Here is a 24,176-nt window from a genome sequence, read left to right as displayed (position 1 = left end):
AGCGTCGCCCGCGGTGATAAATTGCCCTACCCCTCCTCGGTGACCGTCAGCCAGAGGTGCGTCTCCCTGTCGGCGCTATCGAGAGCCGGATTCGCTGGCGCCTCGCCCTCGTACAGCAGGACCAAGAGACGGACGTGCTCGCCGGCGAAGGGCGGGGTCACGGCGTGCGTTCGCTCCCACGTGTCGCCGGGAGCGACGGTCGCCGTGTACCGCTCCAGTTCGGTCTGGCTCTCGACGTCGACGGTCGTCTGCGGCTGACTCGATAGCACGTCCTCCTCGAACTGCGCGGATTCGGTGGGGGCCGTCGTCCGCTGGACCGCGACGACGACGGTGTAGGTTCGCGCCCGCTCCGCGTTGTTCCGAACCCCGAGCGTGAGCGGGTCGGTCTGGCCGACGCTCGTGGTTTCGGGGAACTCCGCCGCGCCGTCGAGATACAGTTCCGAGAACGGCTCGTCGCCGGGCGATTCGAGGACGGCGTAGCCACCCCCGACGACCGACGCGACGACGAGAACCGCGAACGCGACGTTCAGCGCCCGATTCGGGGCGTCTTCGTCGGTGAACGGTGCGGTCACTCGGTGTAGGCGGATGTCGGCAGACGACCGGTCCGTCTCCGGCCTGCGTCTCACGGCGACGACTGCGCCAGCCGCCGTCACCGCGGTCAGCGCAAACAGGAGCGGCACCAGCCGAACCCCCGCGAGCGGCGTCAGCGCGAGTCCGACTAGCGGGCTAACCACTGCGCTCACGCCGATAGAGAGTGCGAGGCGCTCGCTGCCGGTCAGCCCGGTCGCCGCCTCGCTTTCGTCCGTCGCCGCCCCCTCACCCGGCGGAAAGAGGGCGGCGACGAGGACGTAGCCCGGCGCGAACAGGACGAACGCGACGCCGAGGACGGGCCGGAGCGGCGTCTCGCGAAGCACGGGCGCCAGCGCGACGGCGTTCGCGAGCAGGGTCAACAGCGCCACGGCCGCGATGTCGGCGGGGAGTCGGTCACCCCTCATCTCGTTCGACCCTCCCGTCGGCGAGCGTGTAGCGCGTCTCGAACCGCGATTCGAGCCGGGGGTCGTGGCTCACGACCACCAGCGCGGTGTCGACGGTTTCGTAGACGGCCGTCAGCGTATCCAGCACGGCGTCGGTCGTCTCGGGGTCTAGCTGCCCGGTCGGTTCGTCGGCGAGGATGACGCTCGGGCGGTTCGCGACGGCCCGAGCGATGGCGACTCGCTGGCGCTCCCCGCCCGAGAGCGTCGGCGGCGTCCGGTGGGCGAGGTCAGTGATGTCGAGTCGCTCGAACAGCGTCTCCAGCCACGCCTCGTCGACGTCGCCGGCGTGTTCCTGTGGCACCCGCGCGTTCTCGAAGGCGGTCAGGTCGTCGACGAGTCGGAAGTCCTGAAAGACGAAGCCGAGGTGGTCGCGGCGGAACGCCGCCCGCTCGCGTTCGGGGAGTCCCGTCGCGTCCGTCCCGCGAACCCGGACGGTCCCCGAGTCGGGCGTCGTGAGCAGGCCCAGCACCTCGAACAGCGTCGACTTGCCGGCGCCGCTCTCGCCGCGGACGAGCAGGCGTCCGTCCGCCGGAATCGTCATCGAGAGACCGTCAAGGACGGCCCGCTCGCCCCGTCGCACCGTCACGTCCGTCGCCTCGACGACCGGTGGCGTCACGGGCGCACCTCCGTCTCCGGCCCCCGGCACTCGCCCTCGCCCCACCGGAGGACGATGCGCTCGTCTCCGCCACCCGCGTAGACGACGTCGCCGCTCATGACCCACGCGTCGTAGGTCCGCGGGGATAGCTGTCGCGGTCCGGTGCCGGTCGGCGCGCCCACCGTCGTCCACGACTCGCGGGCGAGCGTCGGGCAGTCGGGTGGGCCGGTGTCGCCGCGGACCCACGCCGTCGTCGGCGCCGACGTCGCCCCGCCCTCGCGGTAGTTGGTCGCCACGAGCGCAAGATGCTCGTCGGTCGCCCAGCCGGTCGAGACGCGGTCGCTTGCGAACGTCGCCGCCGCGAACTCGTCGGATTCGGTCACTGGCTCGAAGGGCATGGCCGCCAGCCCGGCGAACGGAAACGCCGCGGAGACGACGATGACAGCGACGGCGGCGACGGCGGCGACCCGACCCGTCCGCGGCCGCTCCGCGGCGAGCCACGCGAGCGCGACGGCCGCCGCGACGAACACGCCCGGATGGAGAAAGGTCGCCGACCGGAGGATGAGGTCCTTGTGCAGCGGTGTGCTCCCCGCCGTCAGCCCGAACCCGATTGCGGCGAGGGGGCCGACGACGGCCGCCAGCACGCCGAGTCCCCGCTCGTCGGTCAGTCGGGGCAGGCCGAGAGCGGCCAGTAGCAACAGCACGACCCCCAGCGGGCCGATGAGCGCCACCATCAGCGGCGTCGTCGTCGCCGTCCCGGGGTAGATGGAGACGACGGCGTTGCTGACGAAGACGGCGAGGCCGGCGCCGAACGCCGCCAGCAGCGCCGCTCGCTTGATGGCGAGCGAGGTGGTGTCGAGCCATCGCCCGACGGCGACGGTGAGAATCACCCACGCGACGAACAGCCCCAGCGACGCCGTGACCGCGCCGGCTTTCGGCAGGCTGACCGCCTCGTAGTAGCCGACCGTCAGCACCCAGAACGCGGCCACGCCGAGCGCTCCGGCCCCGATGCGGGCGGCGGTGGGGCGGCGCGCGAGCGCCACCGCCACCAGCGTCGTGCCGACCAACCCGGCCAGCAGCGCGCTCAGGTTGTGGGCGACGGGCATCACTACCGCGAACGCAACCGCGAGCGCCGTCCACGCCCGTCGCTCGGTGACGAGGGCGCGGTGCAGGGCAAGCAGCAGGCAAAAGAGTAGCGCCATTCCGTACACCTCGCCGTTGACCGACATCGTCCGGAACAGGAAGCCGCCGTCGAGCGAGAGGCCGATGCCGGCGACGGCGGCCGCGGCCCGCCGATGGGCGCGCGGGCGGTCCGCCGTGAGCGAGCAGACGTACCCGACGACGACGAGCGACGGGACGACGGCCAGACAGGCGACGAGCGCCTGCAGGAGATACAGCGGCGCGACACCCGTCACCTCGCTGAGAACCGACGCGAGTGTCGCGAACAGATACTGGTCGGGGGCCGGAGCGGCCGCGCCCGTGAGCGCCACGCCGTCGGTTGCGAGGATGCGCTCTGCGGTGCTGGCGAACACGAACCCGTCGGTGTTGTACGGCAGCGGCGAGAGCGCGAGGGGGCTCAGTCGCACCGCCACGCCGACGGCGACGACGGCGAGCAACAGCGGCACGTCGGCGCGGCGGCTCATCCGCCACCTCCGAACAGCGCCGCGGGGTCGACAGCGCAGTATCGCCACGCGACGACGCCCGCGCTCGCAACCGAGAGCGCGAACGTCGCGAGCGCGAGCAGCGGGGCGATAGCGAGGGGGATGCTCGGCGCCAGTCGCACCCCGAACACGGTCAGGGTCCCGGTCAGCGAGAGGAGCGCGAGCGCGGCCCCCGCGAGCACCAGACTCCCGACGGCCGCAGGGAGACTGATTCGCGCCGCGTCCGCGAGGACGAGACGCACCACCTGTCGCGGCGTCGCTCCCACGGCGCGGTGGATACCGATGTCGCGGCGGCGCGCCTGCACGGCGTCGGCGAACGCGGCGACGGTGCTACCGACGGTCATCAACACGCCGAGACCGACGAGCGTCGCGAGAACGAGCGCTACGTTCCCGAAGGCGCGGGAGACGAGGCCGCCGGACCCGACGCCGCCCGACGCCCGACCGCTCGACGCGACGGCACTCGCCAGTCGCTCGTCGCCCACCACCCGATACTCGCTCTCGGCCGTCGCCTCGCCCGCCGTCGCGCCGACGCGATACGTGCCCGGCGGGCGGCGCGCGAGCGTCGCCGTCAGAGTCTCGCTCTCGCCCGGCGACAGCCGAACCGAGGTAGTGCGGTTCAGCCCCGGACCGGTCAGGCTGACGGTCCGCTCCACGTCTCGGTCCCACGGGTTCCTGACCCGGACGTCGACGGTGGGTCGCGTGTACACGCCCGTCTCTTTCGGCGTCACGACGCGGACCGCGGGGTCGCGAGGCGCGTCGTCCCGGACGGCTATCTCCCGTGTCGCCGACCGCTCGCCCGCCCGAACGTCGACCGTGTAGCGCCCGGCGGTCGCCGGCAGTCGGAGGGTGGCGGCACCGGTCGCGTCCGTCCGGACCGTCCGATTCCCGACCGACACGGTGGCGTCGGCGACGGGACCCTCCGCGACGGTGTCGACGCCGACGTGGAGCGTCGCGTTCGTCGGCCCCTGCTCCGGGAGGGGCGCGAGGACGAGCGTGTCGGCCGACAACACCCGGACCGTCCACGTCCGGTCGTCGACGACGACGCGCTGGTCGCCCGTCTCCCGCGCCTCGAAGGTGAGTTCGACGGTGCGGCGCTCGCCGCCGGAGAGCGTGACGCGGGTCTGGCGAACCTGCTCCCCGAACGTCGCCCGGACGGTCCGGGTGGCTCGGTCGGCGCCGACGTTCTGCACCCGGACGCGGGCGGTCACGTCCTCGCCCGTCGCCGCCTGCCGCGGCGCGCTGAGGCCGAGCGTGACGACGGTTTCGTTCGCCGACGCACTGGCCCCCTCCCGGAATCGGACGACGTTCGCGGCGCCCGCCGGGACGTCTTCCAGATGCCGGGCGAGCGGGAGCGACACGAGCAGATGGTCGTCGGCCGCGCCGCTCGCCTCGAACGTGCCGACGATTTCGACGGTCGCTACGGTCGTCGTCGTGCTTCCCCCGAGCGCGAGTTCGTCGCCGGGAGCGACGCCGAGCGTTCGAGCCAGCCCCGCGCCGACGACGGCTTCGTCCGTCGCGTTCGGCGCTCGACCGGCGACGACTCGCGCGTCGGACACCGACCGATACGCCTCGAAGTCGACGCCGCGAGCGGGCACGGCGCGGCCGTCGTAAGCGAGAAACAGGAGGATTTCCGGGCTCGCCGCGGCGCCGGTGCGGCGGAACTCCGACGCGTAGGCCACTGGCACGTGGCTGTCGACGGGGTGGACGGCGCCGGGTTCGACGACCATCCCGCCCGCGCCGCCGCCGCTGAGCCCGCCCAAGACGCCACCCAACGCGGCGACGACGAGGACGAACGCGACGAACACCGACAGCGTCGACAGCGTCGGTACGACAGTCTCCATCGACAGGAACTCGGGGCCGCCGGGCGGAGTCCACGCCGATTTCTCGCCTGCATCGAGCGGCGCCCCTCGGACCACCGACCGGGCGGCGAGCGCGCCCGCGCCGACGCCGACAGCGACCAGTCCCGCGAGTATCACGGTCACGAGTGCGGCGGCCTCCCCGTCGAGTTGGAGGGGTAAGCCGACGGGCAGGCCGAGCGTCACGGCCGCCGTCGCGGCCGCGTTCGGAACGACGAGGCCGACGGCGTAGCCGATGGCAACGCCACAGAGCGTGAGGAGGCCGGCCCGGGCGGCGACGAGCAGTCTCACGCGGCGTGCGGAGGCGCCCGTCGCGCGCAACACGGCGAACGTGTCCCGGCGCTCGCGGACGGTCATCCGGGTCACGCTGAAGACGACGACGCCGACCAAGACTGCGACGCCGGCACAGACCACGCCCAGCACCCCGAGCATCTGCCGGGTGCCGACGAGGAAGAAAGCGAGGACGCCCGAGAGCGGCGCGCCCTCGGCCGGAACGGGCGACGCCGCGTCCCGGAAGACGAGCGCGCGCTCGGAACCCAGCCGCTCGGCCGTCGCGGCGTCGGTCACTAGCCACCGGTCCGGGAACGGCGTCTGCCCGGTCGCCGGCGTCAGCGTCGTCGATATCGTCGTGCGCTCGCCGACCAGCGTGACCGTCTCACCGGCCGGCGAGCCGGCGGGCGTATCCGGCGGGTCGTATTCGGCGTCCTCTGGAACACCGACGACCGTCCGACGCTCGCCGTCGACCCTCACCGTCGCTAGCGGGAACGCCGTGCCGTCTTCGACGGCCGCCTCGGGAGTCGTCGTGAGGCTGACGGCGGTGTCGGCGCCGTGGTCGCCCGCCATCGCCGTCGTCTGGCCGGACACGGCGAGCAGGACGACGACGGCGCCGACGAGAAACGCCGCCGTCACGGCTATCACGAGGACTGCCAGCCGGTCCCGCGTCGACCACCGCGAGAGCAACGCCCACGAGTAGCTCATGACGCGCGGCCGTCGACCGGAGTCGTCTGAACGGCTGCCACTACGACGTTTTAGGAATACCTAAACGTTAAGCGTGGGGATTTCGACTCGCTCCGTATGCTGGTCGCCACGCGAGAACCGGCCCTCTGTCGAGGACGAGAGACGCATCTGCAGGGAGTCGCGTCGACGCGGCGGCCCGAGTAGGCAGTATGCCCCACGACCCGATTCGCGTCCTCCACGTCTGCAAGCATTACCACCCCTTTACCGGCGGTATCGAGAACGTCGTCAGACGGCTGGTCACCGGCATCGACGGCGTCGAGTTCCGGGTGCTGACGACCGCAGAGCGGGGCCGGGGGAGCGTCGACGAGGTGGACGGCGTGAGAGTGGTTCGCGCCGGGAATCTTGGCGACGTCAAGTCGACGCCGCTCGCACCCACTTTCCCCCTGCGCCTCCGCCAGCAACTCGCGTGGGCCGACCTCGCACACTATCACCTCCCCTTCCCCGTCGGGCCGGCGAGTCACGCTCTCGTCCGGCCCGACACGCCACACGTCGCGACCTTTCACGACGACATCATCGACAAAGGCCCAATCGTCTACCCGTACGAGCCGATTCTGAACCGCTTTCTCGACGACGCGCGTCGCGTACTCGTCACGTCGCCGAATATGCGCGACGAGTGCGACCGAATCAGACCCTTCGCCGACAAGACGACGGTGATTCCGCTCGGCGTCGACACCGACGACGACCCGATTACGCCCCGACGCCCCACCGACCGCCACGTCCTGTTCGTCGGGCGACTCGTCCCGTTCAAGGGTGTCGACACCCTCGTCTCGGCGATGGGGGACGTGGACGGACGGCTCTCGGTCGTCGGCCGCGGCCCCGAGCGACCGGCGCTCGAACGGCAGGCGGAACGCGAGGGCGTCGCCGACAGAGTCACCTTCGAGGGCTTCGTCTCCGAGGAGCGTCTCGAACACCTGTATCGGACGGCGGACGTGTTCGTCCTGCCTTCCGTCAGCGCCAACGAGTCGTTCGGCATCGTACAACTCGAAGCCATGCAACACGGGCTTCCGGTGGTCAACACCGCACTCCCGACGGGCGTCCCCTACGTCAGCGTCGACGGAGAGACGGGTCGGACCGTCGCGCCCGGCGACCCCGACGCCCTCGCCGACGCCATCGACGCCCTCCTCGACGACCCCGAGCGCTACGAGCGGTACTCGGTGGCCGCTCAGCGCCGCGTCCGCGACCGGTTCACCAGCGAGCGGATGCTCCGCGACACCCGGCGCGTGTACCGGGAGACGCTCGATGAAGCGTGACCCGCAGGTATTTGACTCGCTGTCTGCAACCCCCTCTATGCTGCTCGCGGCCGCCTCGGTCTGTCTCCTCTTTGCCCTCCTGAGCCGGCCCTATTCGACGACGTATCGCTACGCCGGCGGCCTCGCGCTCGTGGGCCACATCGCCTTCTCGGTGGGCGTCCTCCCCGTGCTCCCCTACGAGTGGGACATCGCGCTCTTTCACACGAACGCGCTCCGCATCCTCGCCGGTGGCGCGACCGACCCCACCTCCGCCGTCGACGCCTTCGCCACGTTTCAGGCGCTCGTCTACGCCGTCTTCGGCGCCGACACGACGACGCTCTCTATCGTCAACGGCCTCCTCGCCGTGTTGACGCCAATTCCGCTCGCGGAGGTTGCGCGCCGGCTCTACCCCGACCTCGAATCGACGGACGGCCTCGTCCTCGCGATACTCTTTTTCCCGCTTCCCTTCCTGTTTGCCTCGCTGCCGATGCGTGACGCGCTGTCGACGCTGCTTGCGGTATGGTTGCTCGCGCTCGTCGTCCGCACCTTCGACGAGCGGGACTACTGGGCCGGGGTGTCGGCCGTGCCGCTGTGGGGCGCGCTGTTCATGCTCCGCGAAGAACTCGCCTTCATCGCACTGGTGGCGGCGCTCGCCGGCGGCGTCGTCGCGCTGACCGCCGGTCGGGACGGGCTGTCGATTCGCGCGCTGGTGGCGGCGGCAGTCCCGGCGGGGCTCGTCGGACTGGGGCTGTTCGCGACGGTGTTTCCGGTCGACAGCCTCAACCGTCGCCTCCAGTATCGCGCCACGGGAAGCGCCGCGTATCTCGACGGGATGGCCTACGACTCGTGGCTGGACGTGGCTCTCGCCGCTCCGATTCGTGCGCTCTACTTCCAGTTCGCGCCCTTCCCCCTCCACGTGAGTTCGGCGTTCGACGTGCTGGCGGTGCTGTCCCTGCCACTGCTCGTCGTCATTACGGTGACAGGAGCCGTCTCGCTCCGCCAGCGACGGCACCAGTCCGTCGTGGCGCTGACGCTCGGGGTGTTCTACGTGGCCGGCATCGTCGGCTACGGCCTCGTCGACGCCAACTTCGGGACGACCGTTCGCCACCGGGGCATCTTCGTGTTCCTGCTCTGTGTCTTCAGCGCCCCCGTCTTCGAGCGGTGGTATCGGGCGCTCTACCGCCGAGTGGGGTCGGCGTTCGCCACCGAGCGGCGCTCACGCTCCGGCTTCGACGCGCACGCTGAGAACGAGTGACTGCGGGCCGTCGCCGAGAACGAACCGTTTAGTACCGTCGGAGGGCGACGGCGACCATGGCGCCGCTCTCCCTGCGAGACTGCCTCCCCGAGACGGCCGTGTTTCTGGCCTGTCTGGTCGGCTATCTCCCGAAACTTTCCTTCCCACTCTCGACGGACGAGGCGATATACTTCTCCGTCGCGCGTGAGATGGCACGCGACGGCCACTGGCTCATCCCCGTCTACACCGGGACGACCGACATCATCTCGGGGACGGTTTTTCTGGAGAAACCGCCGCTTGTCTTCTGGCTGCAGGCGCTCAGTATCGACGTTCTGGGGGCGACGCCCGCCGCCGTTCGGGTCCCCTCCGTCGTCGCGACGGCGGCGTGTGCCGTCGTCGTCGTCCGTATCGCGAGGACGTTCTACGACGACCGGACCGGCCTCGCCGCCGGACTGGTCTTTCTGACGATGCCCGCGATATTCTGGTACGGCAACGGTGGTCGGACCGCAACGACGGACATCTTCCTCCTGCTGTTCGGGACGCTGTTCGTCTGGTTCGGCTATCGCTCCCGAGCGTCGCCGCGCTACCTCTGGTACGCGGGCGTTGCCGGTGGCCTCGCCGTCATGTCCAAACAGGCCGCGGCGGGTCTGTATCTCCTCCTCGCGCTCCCCGTTCTCCTCCGAACGCTCCGAACGGGGCGCGAGGGCGTCCTCGGCGGTGTCGCCGCGGCGCTGGCGACGGCGCTCCCGTGGAACCTGTACGCGCTGGCGTCGTACCCGGAGACGTATCTCCGTCAGATGGTGTCCGAGCAGTTTCTCGGCCGCCTCGGCACCGGCCACGAACCGCTTCACGGACAGACCTACTCCACCATCGGCCCCTTCAACCCCTTCTACGTCGTTCGCTTTCCGGTCTATCTCGGCCCCTTCGTCATCTCGACGGCCGCCGGCGCGTACTTCGCGGCCGTCGACGCCCGTCACGGCGCGGCACGCGACGAGTCGCTGTTTCTCCTCTGGTGGCTGGCGTTCCCCGTCGCGCTCTTTACCGTCCTCACCTCCTCGACGTGGATTCACTACGTCATCGCGAGCGTCGTGCCGGCGGCCGTCCTCTCGGGCTATGCCATCATCCGAACGGCGCCGCTCGTCCGCGAGCACGCCGAAACCCGGGCCGTGGCCGCTCGCATCCCCACCGCGCCCGACATCGTCACGTGGACGGCGCTCGCCGTCGCCGTCCTCCTCGCGTACCCGGTCCACCAGAACGTCTAGTCCAGCCGCCGCTTCGTCGCCGAGCCGAGGACGGCAAACACCAGCAGAAAACTCAGGAACTTGAGTCCCGCGCCCAGATTCGAGGCGAGGACGGAGAGCACGCTCCCCACCACGAACAGCGCGATAAGCGCCTTCAACACGCGCCCGTCGCCGAGTGTGGCGACGACGACGCTGTGTTCGGCCCAGCGCTGGAGGGTGCAGAGCCCGCGATAGAGCCGCGAGTCGCGGACGGCCCGGACGATGCCCATACCGCGTCCACGCCGCCCGCGCAAATAACGTTCACGTCACGTGGCGTTCGAACAGCGCCTCGATACGGTCGGTGACGGCCTCCCACGTGTAGCCCGCGTCCAGCACGTAGTCCCGACAGGCCTCGCCGGCCGCCGCTCGCACCGAGGGCGACAGGGCGTGCCACGCGAGCATCCGCGCCGCGAGTTCGTCGGCATCGCCCGGTTCGACGAGGAGGGGTTCGGGAACGCCGGGACGGGTTTCGAGTCTGCCCAGAATCTCCGGCGTCGCCCCCGCTCGCGTGCCGATGACCGGTGTCCCCGACGCCAGCGCCTCGGTCGTGACGAGACCGAACCCCTCCAACTCCAGCGTCGGCAGAACGAACACGTCGGCCCCGGCGTAGGCCGCGGCGAGGTCATCCTCCGGGACGTAGCCGAGAAAGGTCACGTTCGCGGCGATGCCGAGCCGCGCCGCCCGTGACTGCAAGTCGTCGCGGAGCGGGCCGTCCCCGCCGACGTAGAGGTGGGCGTCCGGCGCCCGTTCGACGACCGACGCGAAGGCATCGAGCAGTGTTTCGAGGCCCATCCGCGGCGTGAGTCGCCGGACCGTCAGGAAGTTCGTCCCCGCGGTGTCGAACACGGCCGCGTCCCGCGCCGCCTCGGGTCGGAACCGCTCGGTGTCGGCGCCGCCGGGGACGACGACACTCGACGGCGCGTCGGGGTGGGCGCGTTCGAGGCGGTCACGCATGTACTCGCTCAGGACGACCACCCGGTCGCTGTGGGCGATGGTCGTTCCCTCGATTCGATGGCGGAGGCGACGGTTCAGCCAGTGCCACGGTTTCGACAGGGGGCCGCCCGACGCCCGCTGTGCGTACTCGACGGCCCATAGGCCGTGGAGGGTGTAGATTCGCGGTCGGTCGCTCGGAACGGCCCTGTCGACGCCGAACGAACTCAGCGCGCCGTGGAGGCTCAGCAGGTCTATCGGCGCCGCCGTCTCGGCGGCGTCCACGTGTCGTCGAATCGCCCGAAACGTCCGCGGAAGGCGGGGAGTCGACGCCTCGTATCGGTACACGTCCATCCCCGCGACGGTCTCTCGCGTCGGCGTCTCCCCGCGCTGTCTCGTGACGACCGAGACGCGGTGGCCGCGCTCTGCGAGGCGGCGTCCGACCTCGTAGTTGTACCGGCCGGAGCCGGTTGCCTGCGGGTCGGGATAGAGGTTGTTCGTCGCCGCCAGAACGTGCATACCACCGGAAAACCGGGGTTCGGAGTAATAGCTTTCCGTTCAACGAAAGACTGAATTTCGCCTCCCGTGAAGGCTCGGCCGATGGAGGCTCGCTCCCGACTGGCCCGCGCGCTGAACAACCCGGTCCTCTTTCTCCGGGGTGTCAATCGCCTGTTTCATCGGCGGTTCGGCACGCGCGACTACAACCCCGAAGGGGTGGACGTGTTCGCCGCGGACTGGGACACCCTCGTCGTCCTCGACGCCTGTCGCTACGATATGTTCGAGCGGCGCGCGGACCTCCCGGGTCGGCTCGAACGCCGACGCTCGCGCGGGTCGACCACCGTCGAGTTCCTCCGCGCGAACGTCGCCGGCCGTGACCTCACCGACACGGTGTACGTGACGGCGAACCCCCAACTTCACCAACACCGCGAGTCGATACAGCCCGCGTTTCACGCCGTCGTCGACGTCTGGCGCGAGGACGGCTGGGACGACGACCACGGGACCGTCCTCCCCGAGACGATGGTCGAATACGCCGAGCGCGCGGCGGAGCAGTATCCGAACAAACGGCTCGTCGTCCACTTCATGCAGCCGCATTACCCCTTCGTGAACGCGGACACGGGGTTCGACGAGGGGCATCTCGACGGCACCGGCGACGAGCGAGAGAACGTCTGGCACCAGCGACTGCTGGGCACGCTCGATATCGACCGAGACGAACTCTGGCGACTCTACGACGAGAACCTCGACTACGTCCTGCCACACGTCGAGACGCTCGTAGACGCCCTCGACGGCAAGACTGTCGTGACCGGCGACCACGGGAACATGGTCGGCGAGCGAGCCACGCCGATTCCGTTCCGCGAGTGGGGGCACCCGCGGGGCATCTACACCGACGAACTCGTCGACGTGCCGTGGCTGGTGGTCGAAGGCGAGTCGCGGCGGTCTATCACTCGCGGCGACGCCGAACCGGCCGCCGAGATGGACTCCGATGTCGTCTCCGAGCGCCTGCGAAACCTCGGCTACGCCGAATGACCGACCCGCTCGCCGTTGCGTTCGTCCACCCGACCGCCCTCCAGAGCGAGGGAACCGGCGCGACCCACAGCGCCTCTCGCATCGTCTTCGAACTCGCGGAGCGGGGCCACGACGTGACGGTCTTCTGTCGCGAGCAACCGGCCGACGGACTCGACACCGACATCTCAGTCCGCGCGCTCGACCTGTCCGGCCCGCCGTACCACACGGGATTCCAGTTGAACGACGCGTTGCGGGCGCGGGTCGACGACGGCGAGTTCGACGACTACGATATCGTCCACAGCTACGTCATGAACGCCATGCCCGTCCTCGGCGGAGCGATGTCGGCACTCGACGCGGCGACAGTCGTCACCATCAACGCCTACGGCGCCATCTGCCCGAAAAACGACCTCCGGTACATGGACCGCGAGCCGTGTTCGAGCAACGGCCTCGCCAAGTGTACGGCGTGCTCCCTCGCCACCAGCGGCGGGCACGACGAGTACAGCGCCCCCTATCGCGCCGCGAGCCGACTCGGCTATCTGGAACTGGTTCGCCGCGGCGAGGCGGTGGCAGACGACATCGACGGCTATCACGTCCTCTCTCCCCACTTGAAAGCCACGTACGCCGACTTCGGGTTCCCGAGCGACCGCATGACGGTGGTTCCGAACCTCCTCGACGAGCGCTTCGACCGGCCCCACGAGAGCGACTTCGCGCCCCCCTACGACCTGCTCTACGTCGGCTCACTCGCCGAACACAAGGGCGTCGACCGCCTCCTCCCGATTCTCGATGCCCTGAACCGTCGCTCCGAGTCGGCGTTCCGGCTGACAATCGTCGGCGACGGCGGCGACCGGTCGGAACTGGAGGCGCGAGCGCAGTCGATGGGGCTCGCCGACGCCGTCTCGTTCACGGGGTGGGTGCCGAACGCGGACCTCCCGGACCTGTTCGCCGCCCACGATATCTTCCTCTACCCGGGTCGGTGGGACGAACCCTTCGGCCGGGTGTTTCTCGAAGCGCTGGCGACGGGGACGCCGGTCGTCGCCAGCGACGTGGGGAGCGTGGCCTCCATCGTCGGCGACGGCGGGCGAACGACCGATGGCTCCGTCGAGGCGTTTGCCGAGACGATTACGGACCTCGTCGCGTCGGGGGCCTTGCCGCGGCTGTCGGCGCAGGCGCGCGAGAAGGCGCGCGACTATCGCGCGGACGCCGTGATGCCGCAGTTCGAGCGGCTGTACGAGCGGTGTCTCTAGCCCCGCGTCTGAATCGCGTACAGGTCCGCGTACGTCCCGTCTCGTTCGAGCAGTTCCGCGTGGTCGCCCGTCTCCGAGACTCGGCCGTCTTCGAGCGTGTAGATGCGGTCGGCGTTTTTGACCGTCGAGAGGCGGTGGGCGATGGTGACGATGATGTAGTCACGCTCCATCGTCTCGATGGCGTACTGCACCTCGCGTTCGAGATTCGAGTCGAGGTCGCTCGTCGCCTCGTCGAGGACGAGTACGTCGGCGTCGTCGAGCAAGGCACGGGCGAGCGCCACCCGCTGGCGCTGGCCGCCCGAGAGCCGGACGCCCTCGTCGCCGAGGTGGGTGTCGTAGCCCTCGGGCAGGTCGTCGAGGAACTCGTCGACGCGCGCGATTTCGCAGATGCGTTCCAGCTCTTTCTCGGAGGCGTCGCGGTTACCGACGGTGAGGTTGTATCGGAGCGTGTCGTTGAACACGTAGGGGTCCTGTCGGACGACGGCGACGTGGTCCCGCCACGCGTCGATGTCCATCTCGTGGATGGGCGTGCCGTTCGCCCGGATTTCGCCGCCGGTGGGTTCGTACATCCGCGAGAGTAGCGAGACGATGGTCGATTTCCCGGCGCCCGACTGCCCGACGAACGCGACGAACTCGCCGCGCTCGGCCTCGAAGTCGATGCCGCGGAGTACCGGCGTCTCGCCGTCGTAGGAAAACCGCAGGTTCTCCGCCACCAGCGACTCGACCGACTCCGGGGCGGGTTCGCTCCCTCCCGTCGGCTCCGTGTTGGCCGCCAACTCGTCGGTGAACTCTCGCGTGCGGACGAGATGCGGGAGGTCGTTCTCGATTTGATAAATCAACTCGTTGGCGCGGCTCGCCTTCGGGCCGAGTCGGAACATCGCGAACAGAAAGAGCCCGAGGTGGCTCAGGCTCAACTGGGCAAGGGACAGGGAGAGGTAGATGAGGCCGAACACGGAGACGGCGACGACGAGTTGGTAGAAGTTGGAGATGAGCGCCTCGTTGCGGCGGCGCGTGATGCGGGCGCTCGTGTACTGCTCGACGGCGTCACAGAAGTCGGCGTAGAGTTCGTCCGCGATGCCGAACAGGCGGATGTCGCGCATCCCCTTCGTGCCGGCCTGTGCGGCCTCCTGCCGCCGCTCGTTCGCCTCGGCGACGGCTTCGCCCACGTCGTAGCCGGAGTGGACGGCGTAGCGCGAGAGGTAGGTGGCGCCGCCAAGGGTGAGCGCCGTCACCACCGTGAGCATCGGCGAGATGACGAGCGCGATGACACCGTAGGCAAGCGCCAGCAGCGACTGCTCGAAAAAGAGGACGACGTTCTCGATGACTCGGCCCGCGTTGAACGCCTGCGTGATGATGGCGTTCAGGACGTCGTCCGACCCCTCGCGGTCGAAGTAGGAGATTTTCGTCTCGAAGGCGTTGGCGAAAGCCTCGGTCTGGAGGTCTCTGATGTAGTAGGTCCGCAGCGCTTCGCGAAACCACGCGACGAGAAAGCTCGCGGTGAAGCGTGTCGTCATGACGACGGCGACGCCGAGGACGGCGGTGCCGAGCGTGAGCGGCACCCCCACCCACTGGTAGGCGGTCACGAACACGCCGGCGGCGCCGCTGGCGGCGCTCCCGTCCGACTGCACCAGTTCGATGATGGGGAGGATGAAACTCAGCCCGACGCCTTCCAACGTCGCGGCGACGACGCCGAGGGCGATGATGCCGCCCGTGAGCCGTGGATTGTATCTGATGACGTCGACAATCGCGTCGAGTTTCTGCCGTCTCGTTGCGGCTGGAGGGTCTGAATCGGGCATGAACCGTCTTTCTACTCGAACGGTGCGCTGGGGCCAATATAAGCACACGCATTTACGAAAAGGATTAGTCCCGCCTGCCGGAATTGGTCGCAAAGTGCTTCTCGCTATCGGACTCTCACCATGACGCTCATCGACGAGGACGGTCGCCTGTTCGGGCGCATCAACGTCGTCGACGCCGCAGTCGTCCTCCTCGCTATCGTCGTCGTCGGCGCGGGGGCGTTTGCCCTCTACTCGCCGACCGACGACGACGGCGGTGGCGAGTCGGCGACGCGGTACGCGACGGTCGACCTCGGACAGCAGTCGCCGGCCGTCGCCGAGCGCATCGCCGACGGCGATGCGGCCGGCGGGGTCACGATTACCGACACGTACGTCGGCCCCGCCGCGGACGGAAACGCCTCGGTCGTCGTCCGGGTCCGGGTCGACGGCCAACTCCACGGGGACTCGACCTTCGAGTACGCCGGCGACGAACTGACTCGGGGCGACGACTTCGACATCTCGACGGCGGCGTACGACGTGAGCGGCGAGGTTCTGCGCGTCGACGAGGCGGGGACGACGCTCGATACGGGGACGCTACCGATTCTCGTCTCGACGAGTCTCCCGGCCGCGACTCGGGACGCCGTGGACGCCGGGGATACCTACCGAATCGGCGGGCGCTCGGTCGCGACGGTGGCGGAGACGGTGATACCTCCGGTCGGCAACGGGACGGCCCGAACCGATTTCGTCGGACTACGGGTCCGGACTATCAACCGCTCAGGGACCACGTACTTCGGGTCGACCCCGGTCCGATTGGGTGAGGCCGTCGACTTCAGAACCTCGCGCTACGCCTTTTCGGGGACGGTCGAGCGGTGGGGGAGTTCCTCGCCGCCGGGCGAACGGGGCACGACGGTCGCGACAGTCGTCGTTCGCAACGTCGACCCGGCCGTCGCGGACGGTATCGAAGTTGGTATGAGGGAACGGCGCGGAGAGACGACGACGGCGACGATAACCGACGTCGAACGCGCTCCGACGTCGGTCGTCCTCACCAGCGAGAGCGGGAACATCTACGAGCGAGAGCATCCGCGGAACCAGACCGTCACGCTCGCGGTCGAACTGCGGACGCGAACGACCGACGACTCGGTCCTGTTCCACGGGCGACCGCTCCGCGAGGGGGCGACCGTGACCCTCGATTTCGGCACGATACGCGTTCGAGGAACGGTGACGGCGCTCTCGGTTTGACGTGGGGGTCGAACCCCGCAGACCGAGAGGGAAGAATTTTAAGGCTTCCCTAAAAAATAAGCAGTAACAGAGATTCGTATGATTTCGAGCGCCACACTCAATTTCCTCGATGCTTCGAGACGCACGTCCGACCGACTCGGACGGGGCAGGGCCGTTGCGTCGCGCGACCGATGACGGGCCACAGGGAAGCGGTAAGCGCCGACTACAGCTTCTACACGTACGACGAGGACCTCGGCAAGTCGATTGGCTTTCGGGAGGTCGACCCCGACCGTGACCTCGGGCGCCTGCACACGTGGCTGAACAGCGAGCACGTCCTGCCCTACTGGGAGCAGAACGACCCGCTGCCGCAGGTCCACGAGACGATTCGCGAGCGGGCGGCGAACCCGCATCAAACCCTTTATATCGGCTATCTCGACCACACGCCGATGAGCTACTGGGAGTCGTACTGGGCCGCCGAGGACCGGGTTGCGGACCACTACGACGCCGACCCGGCCGACCAAGGGATTCACCTCCTCATCGGCCCGACGGAGTATCTCGGACAGGGTTATGCGGCGCCGCTGCTGCGGGCGATGGTCGAGTTCCAGTTCCAACACCCCGAAACTGACCGTATCGTCACGGAGCCCGACGCGCGGAACGAGCGGGCGATTCACGTCTTCGAGAAGTGTGGCTTCGAGCGACAGGGCGAGATAGCGTTCCCGGACAAGACGGGGCAGTTGCTGTTCCGCGAGCGCACGTCGGGTGAGCGCGCATGACCGACACCGACTACGACCTGCTCGGCATCGGCCTCGGCCCCTTCAACCTCGGGCTGGCGGCGCTCGCCGACGAGGCGCCCGGCGATATCGACGCCACGTTCCTCGAACAGAAACCCGAGTTCAACTGGCACGAGGGGACGCTCATCGAGGGGACGACGCTCGAAGTCCCCTTCTTCGCGGACCTCGTCACGATGGTCGACCCGACGAGCCGCTACACCTTCCTCAACTACCTCCACGAGCGGAGCCGGCTCTACGACTTCTACTTCTACGAGGAGTTTTTCATCCCGCGCCGAGAGTACAACGACTACTGCCGGTGGGTCGCCGACTCGCTCGACTCGCTTCAGTTCGACCGCCGCGTCACGGACATCGACGAGAACGACGGCGTGTTCGAAGTCGAATCCGTCGACCCCAGCACGGGCCAGCGCCAGACCGCCACCGCCGAGAACGTCGTCGTCGGCATCGGCACCAAGCCGAACATCCCCGAGCAGTTCGAGAACCACCTCAGCCGCGAGGTGTTTCACTCGGCCTCCTACCTGAACCACCGCGAGCAGTGTCTGGCCTCGGACTCCGTCACCGTCGTCGGCTCCGGCCAGAGCGCCGCCGAAGTCTTTCAGGACCTCCTCGAACGGCAGGGCGGGAACGACTACAGCCTCGACTGGATAACCCGGTCGCCGGGCTTTTTCCAGATGGTCGACGGCAAACTCGGGCACATGGTGTACACGCCCGAGTACACCGACTACTTCTACGACCTCGACCAGTCGCGGAAGGACGAACTCCTCGGCGACCAGGACCTCCTCTACAAGGGCATCGACGAGACAACCAGTGCGAAGATTTACGACACGCTCTACGAGCGCTCTATCGGCGCGAACGACCCCGACGTGGGCATGATTGCCGCCACGGAAGTCGTGGAGATGGGCGGGAACGACGCGGGCGGGTACGCCCTCCTCTGTGAGCAACAGGAGGAGGAGCGGCGGTTCGTCCACGACACCGACACCGTCGTGCTGGCAACGGGATACAGTCGGGAGGACCCGCCCTTCCTCTCGCCGTTGGAAGAGGACATCCACCGCGACGGCCGCGACCGGCTCTCGATAACCGAGGACTTCCGGCTCCGGACGGACCTCGACGGGCGGATATTCGTCCAGAACGCGGAGCTACACACCCACGGCATCAACGCGCCCGACCTCGGACTGGGCGCACACCGCAACGCCGTCATCTTCAATCAGGTCGCCGGGCGGGACGTCTACGATACGAGCCACGCCGACACGTTCCAGAGCTTCAAGACCAGCGAGTTCGTCGCTGAGCGCGGCGGTCGGTGGCCGGCCGAGTCGCCGCCGGAAGCGAGAAACTCCGACTGATGGTCGGGCTGTCGGGCGTCGTCGGCAGCGGCGCACCCAACTACGACCCCGAGACGGTGCCGGCGACGGTAGCCGGCGAGTCGGAGACGGCGTACCGGGACGCGACTGCCGCCGTTCACGGCGCGTTCCACGCCGAGGAAGCGAGCGAGCAACCGGTCGAGACGGCCGACGGCTCGCTCGTCTGGGTCTGGGGCGAGGTGTACAGCATCACCGACGGCGCGAGTCGGAGCTCGGTCGACCCCGCGCGGACCGCCGAGACGTGTGCGTCGGCGTACGACGACTACGGCATGGACTTCGTCTCTCTACTCGACGGCGAGTTCGTCGGCTGCATCTACCACCCCGGCGACGGGCAGGCGACGTTTTTCATCGACCGCCTCGGCGCCCGCCCGCTCTACGTCGCGAGCGGTGCCGACGGCCTCGCGTTCTCGACGAACGTCCAGACGGTGCCCGAGGTGACGGAGTTCGCGTTCGACGACGACTACCTCTCGGAGTATCTCTACGCGCGCCGGACTTTCGGCACGAAGACGCCCGTCGACGGCATCGCGCAGGTGCCGCCGGCGACGACCATGACCTACGACGTCGACACCGGTGCGACCGACTACCACCGGTACTGGCGACCCCAGTACCAGCCGGTCGACAAGCCGTTTTCCTACTTCGTCCGGGAGTTCGCCGAGCGCTTCGAGCGTGCTGTCGCGGACCGAACCGGCGGCGACTGCGGCCTGCTGTTGAGCGGCGGGAGCGACTCCCGCGCAGTGCTGGCCGCGGCCGAGTCGCCGCTCCGGACGTACCACTTGGCCGACGGGCAGACCCGCGAATCCGAGACGGCGCGCCGGGTGGCGGCCGCCGCCGACGCCCCCTTCGAACGCCTCGACCGTGGCCCCGACTACCACGCCACGCTCTTGAAGCGTGCCGCGCCGATTATGGAGTTCATCGGCGCGTTCCACACCGGCCATGCACTCGGCTTCGCCGACACCATCGCTGGCGACGTCGACGCCCTGTTGACCGGCCTGTACAGCGACGACCTCTTCGGGGCGTGGAGCGTGCCCCAGCACGAGATTTCGCTGCCCTTCGACGCGACGCTGTTCCCACCGCTCACCGACTTCCCGACGAGTCTCGATTCGTTCGTCGAGTCACAGGTCGGGTCCGGAGAGACCCGACAGCCGTCGTATCTCACCGGGTCGTCGTATGCCGACGTGCTTCGGTCGAACATCGCCGAGGAAGCCAACGGCCGGGTCGACTTCCACGGCGTCACCTACGAGTCGCTGTCGCAACTGGCGCTCCATCGCTCGCTGTTTCCCGTTACCAACGGCATCGGATTCGACCTCTACAGCGCCCTGCAGATTGCGCCGACCCGAAATCCCTTCCTCGACCGGCGGCTGGTCGACCTGCATCTCTCGATGCCGCTGAAGTATCGGCTCCGTCGCGATATCGTCCACGACGGAATCGAGGCGCTCAGCCCCGCCCTCGCTCGGCTGCCACACGCGTCGAGTCGACTCCCCGTCTCCTATCCGAAGGCCGCCCACGCCGTCGGCAAACGGGTGTCGAATCAGTTGGACAAACTCGGCCCGGCCTCCTATCGGACCGACGGGCCGTGGCAGGACAAGAACGAGGTGGTTCGCCGCACGGACTTCGTCGAGCGGTCGCTGGAATCCAACGCCGAGACGATGCGCGCGATTCCGTGTCTGGACGCCGACGCGGCGTTCTCGATGCACCGCCGGCACTGCGCGGGCGAGATACACGTCGGAGAGGAGCTGTATCGCCTGATAACCGTCCTCGAAACCCCGCTGGCCGAGCGTCTCGTATGACGACGAGCGTCGTCGTCCCCGTCTACAACGACCCCGAGGGGCTGACGACCACCGTCGAATCCCTGTTGGACCAGACGGCGACGGACTACGAAATCGTCATCGCGGACAACGGCTCGACGGACGACACGGCGCGCGTGGCCCGCGAGTTCGCGACGACAGACCGGGTGCGTCGCGTCGTCGAGGACGAGATTCAAAGTTCCTACGCCGCGCGGAACGCGGGCATCGACGCCGCCGACGGCGACGTCATCGGGTTCGTCGACGCCGACATGTGGGTCGAAGACGACTACGTGGCCGCGATTACGGAGCGGATGGGCGACCGGTCGTACATGGGGTGTCGCGTCGAACTCGTCGGCGACGACAGCACCGTGGCGCGATACCGGCGCGCGACTGGCTTCCCCGTCGAGAAATACGTCACCGAGGCTGGCTTCGCGCCCACGTGCTGTCTCGTCGTTCACAGACGACTGCTGGACGAAATCGGCGACTTCGACGCCCGTCTCGTCTCGAACGGCGACTTGGAGTTCGGGCGCCGGGCCAGCGAAGCGGGGTTCGAGTTGACCTACGAGCCGGAGATACCGATGTATCACCCGGCACGCTCGACGCTCCGAGCCGTCCTCGCACAGAACGTCCGCATCGGACACGGGCGCGAGCAGATTCGGCGCTTTCACGGCGACCGGTTCGAGGTTCGGGCGCCGACGAACCCGCGGAACTACCTGCCGGTGAACCCCGTCGGCTTTCTCGACTCGCTTGATGCGTCGGGGAGCGCGGTGGAGCGCCCGCTCTGGTACGGCCTCGCCTGCGTTCAGAAGTGGGCCAGAACCGCGGGGTATCTCCGTGCGCGCCGACGCGACGCCGTCTACGCGCCCGGATACCAAGAGAGCGGGTGATCGGCGATGAACTCGACGTCGACGGCCTCGCCCACTTCGAAGCGCTCGGTGTGATTGTGGAGGCAGTGGACGGTGTCGCCGCCCGCGGTTTCGACGCGGTAGACGAAGGCCGGTCCCTGATACTGACGGCGGACGATTCGCCCGTCGGCCTCTTCGTCGTTGGTGGGCGTCGCCCGAAGGTCGTCCGGCCGGACGAGGACGTCGACCGTCGCGCCCTCCGCGGCGTCGAAGTCCGTGAGTCGGTCGACGTCTATCGGGCCGATGTCGGTCACGAGCGTGTCGCCCTCGACCCGCGCCGAGAGGAAGCCGGCCTGTCCGAGGAAGGAGGCGACGAAGCGTGACGCCGGGCGGGCGAAGATGGATTCGGGGGTTCCAATCTGCTGGAGGTGGCCGTCGTGCATCACGCCGATTCGGTCCGCGACGGACATCGCCTCCTCTTGGTCGTGAGTGACCCACACCGCCGTCACGCCCGTCTCCTGAATGATGTCGCGAATCTCCTCTCGCATCGAGACACGAAGGCGAATATCGAGATTCGAGAGCGGTTCGTCGAGGAGAAGCACCTCCGGTTCGGGCGCGAGCGAGCGCGCGAGGGCGATGCGCTGTTTCTGGCCGCCAGAGAGTTCGTCGGGGTAGTGGTCGGCGTGGTCGCTCAACCCCACGAGTTCGAGCAGTTCGTCGACCCGCCGTTCCCGCTCTGCCTCGCTCCGGTCGGCCAGCCCGAAGGCGACGTTCTCCGCCGCGGTCATGTGCGGGAAGAGCGCGAAGTTCTGGAACACCAGCCCGATGCCGCGGTCCTGTGGGGGGACGAAGGTGTCGACCGTACCGTCGGCGAGCGTCTGTCCGTCGAGCGCGACGGTTCCCGAATCGGGGCGTTCGAGGCCGCCGATGAGGCGCAGGGTCGTGGTCTTCCCGCAGCCCGAGGGGCCCAAAAGCGCCAGAATCTCGCCGTCGCCGACCGAGAGCGACAGGTCTCGGACGGCGGTTTCGGTGGCGTAGGACTTCTCCAGTCCTCGAAGTTGTAGCACTGACGACTCGGGGTCGGGGCTCGGTGCGGGGTCCGTCATCGATTCCGCGGACGATTCGAGCGACTGGTCGAGTTGGCTGTGGTGTGACATGGGTTAATCCTCCTGTGAGAGTATGACGACCATCGAGAGGCCGGAGACGACGATGAGCACGAACGCCGGGACGGCGGCGGAGCCGTAACTCCCGGATTCGCGGATGTTCCAGATGTAGGTGACGAGCGTGTCGAAGCCCGTTGGCTGGAGCAGGAGCGTCGCCGGCAACTCCTTCATGGTCGTGAGAAAGACCAGTGCGGCGCCCGCGAAGACGCCCGGTGCGATGAGCGGGAGCGTCACTTCGCGGAACGACTGGGCGGGCGACCGGCCGAGGAGGCGCGCCGCCTCGGTGAGGTGGCGGTCCACCCGGAGCACCGACGACCGGGTCGACCCGACGGCCTGCGGGAGGAATCGGACGACGTACGCGAAAATCAAGAGCGGTAGCGTCTGGTAGAGATTGGGGAGATACTGGGCCACCGAGACGATATCGGTCAGCGACCGAACCACCGACTCGTAGGAGACGCCGAAGAAGACGAGTGCGAGGCCGAGGACGATACCCGGCATCGCGTAGCCGATGTACGTCGCCCGGTCGAACAGTTCCGAAACCCGCGAGCGGTGTCTCGCGGCGAGATAGGCCACCGGGAGGGCGGCGATGGCACAGACGACGGCCGCGGCGACGGATACCGTGACGGAGTTGATGGCGTACTCCCACTGGAAGACGAACTGGGAGCGGCCGGCGCTCGCGGACCCGCGGAGGAACCACACGGCCAGTACGCCGAGCGGCACCGCGAGACAGAGCGTGACGATGAGGCCACAGAACGCGAGCGCGGGCGCCGTCCACAGCCCCAGCGAGAGTTTGGCGTCGTCGCCGACGTTCGCGCCCGTCCCGACGTACGCGCCCTGTGTCGTGTCGCCGGCGCGCGACTGAATCGCGAGGATGACGGCGGTGATGGCGAGCAACTGCATGGAAAGCATCGCCGCCACCTCGCGCCCGAAGGCGTTGTATTCGACGTATATCGCGCGGGTGAACACGTCGAGCCGAAGTAGCGATGGCGTGCCGAAATCGGAGAGCGCATACAGCGCGACCAAGAGCGCGCCCGACGCGATGCCGGGGACGAGTTGGGGGAGCAGGACCCGGCGGAACACGTCCCAGCGCGGCCGTTCGAGAGTTCGGGCCGCCTCGATGAGCGTCTCGTCGAACGAGAGTAGTGACGCCCGTGTCGTGATGAAGACGTACGGAAAGGTGTAGAGGGTGAGCACGAGCGTCGTCCCCCAGAACCCGTATATGGAGGGGAGCGACTGGATGCCGACCGACGCGAGCGCGTCTGCGACGTAGCCGCGCGGGCCGAAGGCGGAGATGTAGGTGAAGGCCCCCAGATAGCTCGGGATGACGAGCGGGAGGGCGATGGTGATGGTCCAGAATCGCGGGAACGGGAGGTCGGTCCGGACGGTCAGAAACGCGGTCGGCACCCCGAGGAGTATCGAGGCGCCGGTCACCGCGACGACGAGCGCGATGCTCGTGAGAAGAATCTCGACGGTCGTCGGCCGCGTCAGCAGCGACACGGCGTAGTTGGTGTCGACCTGCAGGACGCGCAAGACGAGCCAGATGATGGGTGAGAGCACCGCGGCGGCGACGGCCCCGCTCAGCAGTATCAGCCCCGTCGACGACTCCGAATCCGGAGTGGCGTCACGGCGGCGAAGCGATTCGAGAAATCTCGTGAGACGGTCCAT

19 protein-coding genes are annotated in these 24,176 nt (G+C 68.6%); 10 read left to right on the top strand and 9 right to left on the bottom strand.

The features are described 5' to 3' along the window. Positions 1–26 precede the first annotated feature (26 nt). The 4 genes from ACQUSQ_RS08580 to ACQUSQ_RS08565 are packed head-to-tail and all read right to left on the bottom strand — an operon-like array spanning position 27 to position 6,124. Positions 27–995 carry a DUF1616 domain-containing protein gene (locus ACQUSQ_RS08580; protein ID WP_435068287.1) on the bottom strand — a complete coding sequence of 323 codons (969 nt, stop codon included), beginning with the start codon at positions 993–995 and terminating at the stop codon, positions 27–29. Then, positions 985–1,650 (bottom strand): ABC transporter ATP-binding protein, encoded by a 666-nt coding sequence (locus ACQUSQ_RS08575; protein WP_435068285.1) that lies wholly within the window; start codon positions 1,648–1,650, stop codon positions 985–987. Before ACQUSQ_RS08575 ends, ACQUSQ_RS08580 begins: the two co-directional genes overlap by 11 nt. Further along, complete coding sequence (locus ACQUSQ_RS08570; protein WP_435068283.1) at positions 1,647–3,272, bottom strand: hypothetical protein; 1,626 nt, start codon at positions 3,270–3,272, stop codon at positions 1,647–1,649. Before ACQUSQ_RS08570 ends, ACQUSQ_RS08575 begins: the two co-directional genes overlap by 4 nt. Next, on the bottom strand, positions 3,269–6,124 hold the full coding sequence (locus ACQUSQ_RS08565) for an FtsX-like permease family protein (protein ID WP_435068281.1): 2,856 nt from the start codon (positions 6,122–6,124) through the stop codon (positions 3,269–3,271). Before ACQUSQ_RS08565 ends, ACQUSQ_RS08570 begins: the two co-directional genes overlap by 4 nt. Before the next feature lie 188 nt (positions 6,125–6,312). Between ACQUSQ_RS08565 and ACQUSQ_RS08560 the strand changes: the two genes are divergently transcribed. The 3 genes from ACQUSQ_RS08560 to ACQUSQ_RS08550 are packed head-to-tail and all read left to right on the top strand — an operon-like array spanning position 6,313 to position 9,888. After that, positions 6,313–7,413: a glycosyltransferase gene (locus ACQUSQ_RS08560; RefSeq protein ID WP_435068279.1), complete on the top strand. Its 1,101-nt coding sequence runs from the start codon at positions 6,313–6,315 to the stop codon at positions 7,411–7,413. A gap of 37 nt (positions 7,414–7,450) precedes the next feature. Then, positions 7,451–8,647: a hypothetical protein gene (locus ACQUSQ_RS08555; RefSeq protein ID WP_435068278.1), complete on the top strand. Its 1,197-nt coding sequence runs from the start codon at positions 7,451–7,453 to the stop codon at positions 8,645–8,647. 56 nt (positions 8,648–8,703) lie between these two features. Beyond that, positions 8,704–9,888 carry an ArnT family glycosyltransferase gene (locus ACQUSQ_RS08550; RefSeq protein WP_435068276.1) on the top strand — a complete coding sequence of 395 codons (1,185 nt, stop codon included), beginning with the start codon at positions 8,704–8,706 and terminating at the stop codon, positions 9,886–9,888. Here ACQUSQ_RS08550 and ACQUSQ_RS08545 read toward each other — a convergent pair. Both ACQUSQ_RS08545 and ACQUSQ_RS08540 read right to left on the bottom strand, forming a co-directional pair. Beyond that, positions 9,885–10,136 (bottom strand): hypothetical protein, encoded by a 252-nt coding sequence (locus ACQUSQ_RS08545; RefSeq protein ID WP_435068275.1) that lies wholly within the window; start codon positions 10,134–10,136, stop codon positions 9,885–9,887. The two genes, ACQUSQ_RS08550 and ACQUSQ_RS08545, sit on opposite strands and share 4 nt — an antisense overlap. A gap of 31 nt (positions 10,137–10,167) precedes the next feature. Next, positions 10,168–11,355 carry a glycosyltransferase family 4 protein gene (locus ACQUSQ_RS08540; protein WP_435068273.1) on the bottom strand — a complete coding sequence of 396 codons (1,188 nt, stop codon included), beginning with the start codon at positions 11,353–11,355 and terminating at the stop codon, positions 10,168–10,170. A gap of 81 nt (positions 11,356–11,436) precedes the next feature. Between ACQUSQ_RS08540 and ACQUSQ_RS08535 the strand changes: the two genes are divergently transcribed. Then, the gene (locus ACQUSQ_RS08535; RefSeq protein WP_435068271.1) at positions 11,437–12,360 is read left to right on the top strand and encodes a hypothetical protein; all 924 of its coding nucleotides are present in this window, start codon (positions 11,437–11,439) and stop codon (positions 12,358–12,360) included. Then, positions 12,357–13,583, top strand: a complete 1,227-nt coding sequence (locus ACQUSQ_RS08530) for a glycosyltransferase family 4 protein (protein ID WP_435068269.1) — start codon at positions 12,357–12,359, stop codon at positions 13,581–13,583. The genes ACQUSQ_RS08535 and ACQUSQ_RS08530 overlap by 4 nt, the downstream gene beginning before the upstream one ends. On the opposite strand, the gene ACQUSQ_RS08525 is transcribed toward ACQUSQ_RS08530, so the two are convergent. Further along, positions 13,580–15,379 (bottom strand): ABC transporter ATP-binding protein, encoded by a 1,800-nt coding sequence (locus ACQUSQ_RS08525; protein WP_435068268.1) that lies wholly within the window; start codon positions 15,377–15,379, stop codon positions 13,580–13,582. The two genes, ACQUSQ_RS08530 and ACQUSQ_RS08525, sit on opposite strands and share 4 nt — an antisense overlap. Before the next feature lie 120 nt (positions 15,380–15,499). On the opposite strand from ACQUSQ_RS08525, the gene ACQUSQ_RS08520 reads away from it, so the two are divergent. The 5 genes from ACQUSQ_RS08520 to ACQUSQ_RS08500 all read left to right on the top strand — a co-directional run bounded on the left by ACQUSQ_RS08520 (position 15,500) and on the right by ACQUSQ_RS08500 (position 21,390). Further along, positions 15,500–16,594: a DUF4330 family protein gene (locus tag ACQUSQ_RS08520; RefSeq protein WP_435068266.1), complete on the top strand. Its 1,095-nt coding sequence runs from the start codon at positions 15,500–15,502 to the stop codon at positions 16,592–16,594. A 170-nt stretch (positions 16,595–16,764) separates the two neighbouring features. After that, on the top strand, positions 16,765–17,346 hold the full coding sequence (locus ACQUSQ_RS08515; RefSeq protein ID WP_435068265.1) for a GNAT family N-acetyltransferase: 582 nt from the start codon (positions 16,765–16,767) through the stop codon (positions 17,344–17,346). Beyond that, positions 17,343–18,701, top strand: coding sequence for a lysine N(6)-hydroxylase/L-ornithine N(5)-oxygenase family protein (locus ACQUSQ_RS08510; RefSeq protein ID WP_435068263.1), 1,359 nt, complete (start codon positions 17,343–17,345; stop codon positions 18,699–18,701). The genes ACQUSQ_RS08515 and ACQUSQ_RS08510 overlap by 4 nt, the downstream gene beginning before the upstream one ends. Continuing rightward, a complete protein-coding gene (locus ACQUSQ_RS08505; protein ID WP_435068261.1) occupies positions 18,659–20,506 on the top strand; it encodes an asparagine synthase-related protein in 1,848 nt (615 codons plus the stop codon). Before ACQUSQ_RS08510 ends, ACQUSQ_RS08505 begins: the two co-directional genes overlap by 43 nt. Then, positions 20,503–21,390: a glycosyltransferase gene (locus ACQUSQ_RS08500; RefSeq protein WP_435068259.1), complete on the top strand. Its 888-nt coding sequence runs from the start codon at positions 20,503–20,505 to the stop codon at positions 21,388–21,390. Before ACQUSQ_RS08505 ends, ACQUSQ_RS08500 begins: the two co-directional genes overlap by 4 nt. Here the strand turns inward: ACQUSQ_RS08500 and ACQUSQ_RS08495 are convergent. Further along, on the bottom strand, positions 21,360–22,454 hold the full coding sequence (locus ACQUSQ_RS08495) for an ABC transporter ATP-binding protein (protein WP_435068683.1): 1,095 nt from the start codon (positions 22,452–22,454) through the stop codon (positions 21,360–21,362). The two genes, ACQUSQ_RS08500 and ACQUSQ_RS08495, sit on opposite strands and share 31 nt — an antisense overlap. Positions 22,455–22,508: 54 nt before the next feature. After that, positions 22,509–24,176, bottom strand: a complete 1,668-nt coding sequence (locus tag ACQUSQ_RS08490) for an ABC transporter permease (RefSeq protein WP_435068257.1) — start codon at positions 24,174–24,176, stop codon at positions 22,509–22,511.

The sequence above is a fragment of the Haloplanus sp. C73 genome, from assembly GCF_051195115.1.
Classification (GTDB): domain Archaea; phylum Halobacteriota; class Halobacteria; order Halobacteriales; family Haloferacaceae; genus Haloplanus.
Note: the sequence above shows the minus strand (reverse complement) of the source record. Positions and strands in the feature narration are given on the sequence as shown.